Origin of the sequence: Kitasatospora sp. NPDC057518 (assembly GCF_042802075.1) — a bacterium.
Taxonomy (GTDB): Bacteria; Actinomycetota; Actinomycetes; order Streptomycetales; family Streptomycetaceae; genus Kitasatospora.
Map to the genome: position 1 here is coordinate 21,484 of NZ_JBHVEU010000060.1, position 6,500 is coordinate 27,983.

Genomic DNA, 6,500 nt, shown 5'->3' on the forward strand with positions numbered 1-6,500 from the left:
GCCCGCCGCAGAAACGATTCAGCGCTTGATCGCCACGCCCGCGTACATCGCGATGTCCTGGTCGCGGACGGGCGCGGCACCGGCGTCCGGCCGCCAGTGGTGCACCAGCGTGACGCCCGGGTCGAGCAGCTCGTAGCCGTCGAAGAAGGCCTCCGTCTCGGCCTTGTCGCGGATCTGGAGCGGGATGCCGCGCGCGTTGTACTCACGGCCGACGCCGCCCACGCCCACCGGGTCGGTGTCCCCGGTGAAGACCGTCAGGGCGAGGAAGCTGCCGGGGGCCAGGGCGTCCATGAAGCGGCGCACGATGCCCCGCGGGTCGTCCTCGTCCAGCACGAAGTGGACGATCGCGATCAGCGACAGCGCCACCGGCTGCGAGAAGTCGAGCACCTCGCGCAGCCGGGGGTTGCCGATGATCGACTCCGGGTCGCGGAAGTCGGCCTCCACGTAACAGGTGCGGCCCTCGGGCGTGCTGTCCATCAGGGCCCGCGCGTGGGTCAGCACGATCGGGTCGTTGTCCACGTAGGCGACCCGGGCCTCGGGGTCGACCGCCTGGGCGACCTCGTGCACGTTCGGCGAGGTCGGGATGCCGGTGCCGATGTCGAGGAACTGCCGTACGCCGTACTGCTCGGCGAGTCTGCGCACCGAGCGCTGCATGAACTCGCGGGTGGTGCGCATCGAGGTCGGCAGCGCCGGCCAGGCCCGCACCGAGGCGTGCGCCGCGACCCGGTCCGCCTCGAAGTTGGTCTTGCCGCCGATGAGGTAGTCGTAGACCCGGGCGGAGTGCGGAACGTCCATCCGCAGGTCCACCGACGGGTAGTCCTCGCGCGGACCGTGCTCTGCCCGGACCTCGTTCGCCATGTTCGTTCTCCCGCCGCTGGGCATCCGTCACCAACCGCCCTGGTGGCGGTTCATGGTGCGCATGGTAACGGTCGCCCGCCGCACGGGAATGACAGGGTCTCAGGCGCGCGCCTCCGGGTGCTTCGGGTCGAGCGCGTCGGCGCCCGGCTGACGGGGGACCACGGCGCTGTCGGCGTCGCGCCGCCCGTGCGCCGCGAGTTCGAGGGCGGCGCCCGTCCAGGCGAGGCCGAAGGCCCAGGTGGCCAGCCACTCGCCCAGGTACAGCGGCCGCACCGGCCAGTCGGAGCCGACGCCCGTCACCCCGGCCAGCAGCGAGAGCGCCAGGGCGGCCAGGATCACCACCCCGGCCACCAGGTACGCCGTGCCCACCCGGGCCGGCTGGGCGGAGCGGGGGTTGCGGAAGGAGTAGAGGCAGAAGACCGCCAGCATGACGAACAGCAGGCCGGCGAAGACCAGGTGGAACACCCCGACGGTGCGGTCGAGGCCGGACCCGCCCCCGGTGTACGTCGGGCAGAGCGCGACCCCGAGCGCGAAGAACCCGGCCGCCGTGCTCCAGCGGTCGTCCCGGCGGTCGAAGCGGTAGCAGATCAGGAACACCCCGAGGGCGCACAGCGCGCCGACGAAGACGTTCCGGGTGTCGGTGTAGTACGCGCCGCTCATCGAGTTCGGCCAGAAGCCGTCGGTGCCGCGCCCCGTCAGCTCGGCGGCCAGCCAGTTGCCGAACGGCAGGGCCACCGGCAGCAGGATGCCGATCAGGCCGACGCCGAGGCGCAGGATCGCGATGGTCCGAACGTCCTGGGTGCTCCGCCGGACAGCGGGGGAGTTCTGCGTGCGCACGTCGTGAGTCACGGACGCCTCCTTGCCTTTCGCACGGGCGCGTGGGCCCGCTCGTCCTCCGGCCGCGCGGGACGGGGTGGGGCGGCGTCGGACGGGCGCCGCCACACACCTGAGCGACCGTCAACTGGTGTACCCGCATTGGCGTTCGAAGCACCACCGATTTGAGCGGTTTAGACCCCCGATGACCGTCCGGAGCGCCCCGGACGACCATCCACTACGGACCCGGAGGGCCCGACGGTTCAACTCCCGCGCGGAGAGCGGGACAGCGGCCCCCACCAGCCCCAACCGTGCCTGGACGAGCCGGGATCGATCTGTACCATTCCCTTCCGATCGGTGATCGGATCTGACAGCATCGTCCGGCGACCGGTCGCCGGTGATCCGTGCGCGGTGCGCGCACGACGCGTCCACCCGCGGCCCCTCCGGCGGCCGCCGTCCTGCTGCGCCTCGTGGAGGAGACGTGACCGCCAAGGCCGGCACCCCCGGGGCCGCCCACCGCCCGGCGCACTGGGTCCGCACCCGGCTGCGCGCCGACCCGGGCACCGCCCTGCTGACGGCGGCCCTCGCGTTCGTCACCGTCCTGCTGTCCGTGGCCGTCCCCCGCGTCACCGACCGGGGCGCGGACGCGGCGCTGCGGGACTACGTGCACCGGCAGGGCATCCACGCGACCAGCCTGCACTTCTCCTCCAAGGCCCGGCCGAGCGACACCGCCGCCGACCTCGACGCCGTCGACCGGCAGCTCGTCGAACGGGTCGGCGGGAAGCTCGCGCTGTCCCCGGCGGGCCTGGCGCACGGCTCCGTGACCGATTCCGTCCCGATGTTCAACCCGGGCTACCGCCGGGTGAGCGACAGCGCCCCGCCCAGGCTCTCCCTGGCCCACCTGGCCGGCCTCGCCGACCGGGTCACCCTGACCGAGGGCAGCCGCCCGGGCCCCGCCACCGCCGGAGCTCCGCTGCCGGTGATGGTCAGCCGGACGGCCGCCGAACTGGTCGGCATCAAGGTCGGTGACGTCGTCGACAGCGGCAGCACCGGCCCCGACAGCCGGCGGACCGCCGTGGTGACCGGCCTGTTCCGGGTCAACGACCCGCTGGACCCGTTCTGGACCGGCCTCGGCTGCCCGGACCGCCCCTGCCTGAACATCGACCTGGAGCACGGCAACTGGCTGGGGGCCACCGGCTTCGTCGACGGCGACAGCCTGGCCGGGCTGACCGGCTGGGGCACGTCCGTCCAGAACTTCTGGCGGGTGGCCGTGGACCCCGCCCCGCTGCGCGCCGACCGGCTGGAGCGGACCCGCGCCGACGTCCTGCCCCTCGTGTCCGGGCCGGGCGTCGCGGCCCTGGCCACCGAGACCGGGCGCGCCGACCTGCGGACCGTCTCGACGCTGCCCGTCATCCTCGACCGGGCGGCCGAGCGCTACCGGGCCGCGATGGCGCTGAGCGCGATCGGGCCGGCCGGCGTCGCGGGCGTCGCCGTGGTGGTGCTCTGCCTGGCCGCCGCGCTCGGCACCGACCGCCGCGCCGCCGAACTCGGGCTGCTCCGGGCCCGCGGCGGCTCGCGCGGCGGGGTGCTGCTGCGGCTGCTCGGCGAGGGCGCGGTGACCGTGCTGCCCGCCGCCGCGCTCGGGGCGGTGCTCGCCCTGGTGCTGCTGCCCACCCCGCGCTGGGGCCTCGCGGTGGCGGCCGGCCTCGGCACGACCCTGCTCGCGCTGCTCGCCCTCCCGGCCCGCGCCGCCCTGCTGTGGGACCGCCCCCGGCCGACCGGCCGCGGGCGCCGGGTGGTCGGCGAACTCGCGCTGCTGGCCGTCACCGCCGTGGCGGTGGCCGAGGTCCGCCGGCGCGGCGTCGGCCACTCCGGCCGGGGCGTGGACCCGCTGCTGGTGGCCGCCCCGCTGCTGCTCGCCGTCGCCGGCGGGCTGCTGCTGGCGCGGATCGAGCCGGTCGCGACCGGCCGGCTGGCCGGGCTCGTCGGCCGCGGCCGGGGCCTGATCGGCTTCCTCGGCCTCGCCCGGGCCGCCCGGGACGGCTCCGGCCGCCGCCGGCCCTCCGCGCTGCCGCTGCTCGCCCTGCTGATCGCCGTCACCGCGACCGGCTTCGGCGCCACCCTGCTCGCCTCCGTGGACCACGGCAGGCTGCACGCCGGACGGGTCGCGACCGGCGGCGACATCGCCGTCTCCGTCCCGGACTACGCGACCCTGCCGGACCCGTTCCTCAAGGCCGTGGGCGGACTTCCGGAGGCCCGGAGCGCGACCGCGGTCCGGGTGGACCAGCGCGCGCGGTTCGTCGGCGCCGGCCCCAACGACTACACCAAGGTGACCCTGGTGGTCGCCGAGCCGACCGCGTACGCCGCGATCGCCCGCACCCTCGGGGCCGGCGCGTTCGACCCGGCGAAGCTCGCCGGCACCCCCGGCGGCCCGGACACCCCGGTACCCGCGCTGTTCAGCCGCGACCTGGCCGCGCGCCTGGCCGCCGGCGCGCCGACGCTGCACCTGTCCACCGCGAGCGAACTGCGCACCACCGTCGCCGGGATCGTCACCGCGACCCCGGCGCTGCCGGAGCCGGAGCAGCCGTTCGTCGTGGTGCCCAGCGGCCCCGCCGTGGAGCGCCTGCCGGAACTCGGCCGGTGGACCGGGTGGCTGGCCGTCGGCGACGGCCTCGACCCCGGGCGGATCAGGTCGCTCCTCCTGGAGCGGGGCCTGGTCGAGCCGACCGGCCTCGACAAGCTGATCGCGGACGAGGCCGCGGCGGCCGGCCGGGGCAGCCACGGCCTGCCGCCCGCCTACCGGGTCGGCAGCAGCCGCGAGTACGCCGCGCAGCTCGCCGACGACCCGTTGCAGCAGGCCGCCGGACGGCTGTTCTGGTACGCGGCCCCGGCCAGCGCCGGATTCGCCGTCCTCGCGGTCCTGTTGACGCTGCTGCGGGCCGCGCCCGACCGTACGGCGGTGCTCGCCCGCCTGCGCACCATGGGCCTGCGGCCCCGGCAGGGGCTGGCGCTGATCATCGCCGAGGCGCTGCCGCGGACCCTGGCGGCCTCCGCCGGCGGCGCCGGGGTCGCGGTGCTGGCGGCCGTCCTGCTGGGGCCGGCCTTCGACCTCTCGACCCTGGTCGGGGCCGGGACGGGCGGCTCCCTCGATCCCGCGCCGCTGCCGGTGCTGCTGCCCACCGCGGGCCTGACGCTGGTGGCCTGCCTCGGGGTGGTGCTGGAGACGCTGGTCGCCGGACGGCGGCAGATCGCCACCGAACTGCGCGCGGGGGAGTCCTGAGGGGAGCGGGGGTGAGTGCGGCGAGGGGAGTCGGAACGGCGAGGCGGCCCGGTCGTGGTGACCGGACCGCCGGGTACCCCGCCGCCGAAACGATTCAGCCGGTGGGCTGCCGGGTGCGGGCGATCAGCGCGTTGAGCAGTGCGGCCCCGCGCTCGGCGTCGTCGACGCTGACCGCGAAGTCCGTGCCCCGACGGGTGCGGACCACCAGGCAGACGCCCGGGCGCACCATCACGGTGGTGCCGAGCCCGTTGATCCGGTAGCCCCAGCCGCCCGACTGCGCGGCGGTGCGCCGCTCGGCGCGGGCGGAGTCGAGCTCGGCGGGGGACCAGCGGCGGGCGGGCCACCCGAACGGGCCGAAGCCGACGGTCAGGCCGCGGGCGGTCACCCGGGCCCGCACCGAGGAGCAGCCGAGGAGCGCGAGGGCGCCGACGGCGAGCGGCAGCACCAGCACCCAGTCCAGGTCGACGACCCCGCTCGCGGTGAGCAGCACCCCCGCCACCGAGAGCAGCCCGAGCACCGCGGCGGACAGCTGCAGCCACGGGTTGGCGGCCTGGGAGAGCCAGACGACCTGCTCGCCCGGCGGTACCTCTAGCGCCGGTGCCCCGGCCGCCGGGTGCCGCTCCGGACGGCCGCCGTAGCGCCGGCCCGCCAGCACCGCCAGCAGCCCGGCGAGGCCGGTGGCCAGCAGGATCAGGACCACCTCGATGCCCATCGGGGCGGCGTCCTGCCAGCGGGCGCGGTCCAGGTTGGCGTGCACGATGGAGGCCTGCGCCCCCGTCAGCAGCACCCCGCCGGCCGCCAGCATCGCCGACGCGGCCCCGGGCGTCCGGCCGGCCCAGTACCGCCGCAGGACCACCGAGATCAGCACCAGGACCGCCCAGAACGCGGCCGGGAAGACCGTGGCCGCCGTCAGCGACATCGAGCCGTCGGGTTCCCGCCCGCCCCAGTGGGTGGCCAGTGGGTCCGGCAGCCGGTGGCGCGCCACCAGCGGCAGGGCGACCAGCAGCGCCAGCACCCCGACCGACCAGGCCGCCGCGGCCCAGACGGCGCCACCGGGTGCCGGTGGCCGTGCGGCGGCCGGTTCCGTGGTCGGTTCCGTGGTGTTCCCCGAGTCCGTCACGACATCCCCCTGATCATGTCCACGAGATCGTTCCTGCTGTAGCCGGCCCGGGCCGCGTCCTCGACCAACTGCCGTACCCGGTCCACCAGTTCGGAGCGGGTGTCGGCGCCGGTCGCGATCGTGATGCCGCGGCCCCGGCGGAACTCCAGCACCCCCTCGTCGCGCAGCGTGCGCAGCCCGCGCAGGACGGTGTTGGTGTTCACCCCCAGGGCCCGGGAGAGCTCCCGGGCCGGGGGCAGCTTGTCCCCGGGGGCGCACTCGCCCTCGGCGACGGCTCGTCTGATCGCGCCGGCGACCTGTTCGTGCAGTGGTCGGGTGTCCCCGATGTCCAGCTTCAGCAACATGGTGCTAGTGACGATAGCACCATTCACGTCTGGTGCCATGGCCCGGGACGGCGGAACGGGCAGCGGTGGGGGCGGGTCCCGGGAC

The 6,500-nt window shown here is 75.9% G+C and carries 5 protein-coding genes; 1 reads left to right on the forward strand and 4 read right to left on the reverse strand.

Going from position 1 to position 6,500, the window contains the following annotated elements; all coding sequences use genetic code 11:
- Nucleotides 1–18 precede the first annotated feature (18 nt).
- Both ACFU7Z_RS09080 and ACFU7Z_RS09085 read right to left on the reverse strand, forming a co-directional pair.
- Entirely contained in the window at nt 19–858 is an 840-nt protein-coding gene (locus ACFU7Z_RS09080; protein ID WP_380777085.1) for an SAM-dependent methyltransferase, read from the reverse strand.
- 99 nt (nt 859–957) lie between these two features.
- Nucleotides 958–1,707, reverse strand: a complete 750-nt coding sequence (locus tag ACFU7Z_RS09085; protein ID WP_380777086.1) for a hypothetical protein — start codon at nt 1,705–1,707, stop codon at nt 958–960.
- 445 nt (nt 1,708–2,152) lie between these two features.
- On the opposite strand from ACFU7Z_RS09085, the gene ACFU7Z_RS09090 reads away from it, so the two are divergent.
- Nucleotides 2,153–4,951 carry a hypothetical protein gene (locus ACFU7Z_RS09090; protein WP_380777087.1) on the forward strand — a complete coding sequence of 933 codons (2,799 nt, stop codon included), beginning with the start codon at nt 2,153–2,155 and terminating at the stop codon, nt 4,949–4,951.
- A 94-nt stretch (nt 4,952–5,045) separates the two neighbouring features.
- Here ACFU7Z_RS09090 and ACFU7Z_RS09095 read toward each other — a convergent pair whose 3' ends face one another.
- Together ACFU7Z_RS09095 and ACFU7Z_RS09100 are read right to left on the reverse strand one after the other, a co-directional pair.
- Complete coding sequence (locus tag ACFU7Z_RS09095; protein WP_380777088.1) at nt 5,046–6,071, reverse strand: DUF1648 domain-containing protein; 1,026 nt, start codon at nt 6,069–6,071, stop codon at nt 5,046–5,048.
- Nucleotides 6,068–6,415, reverse strand: a complete 348-nt coding sequence (locus tag ACFU7Z_RS09100; RefSeq protein WP_074005740.1) for a GntR family transcriptional regulator — start codon at nt 6,413–6,415, stop codon at nt 6,068–6,070. The genes ACFU7Z_RS09095 and ACFU7Z_RS09100 overlap by 4 nt, the downstream gene beginning before the upstream one ends.
- Nucleotides 6,416–6,500: the final 85 nt, after the last annotated feature.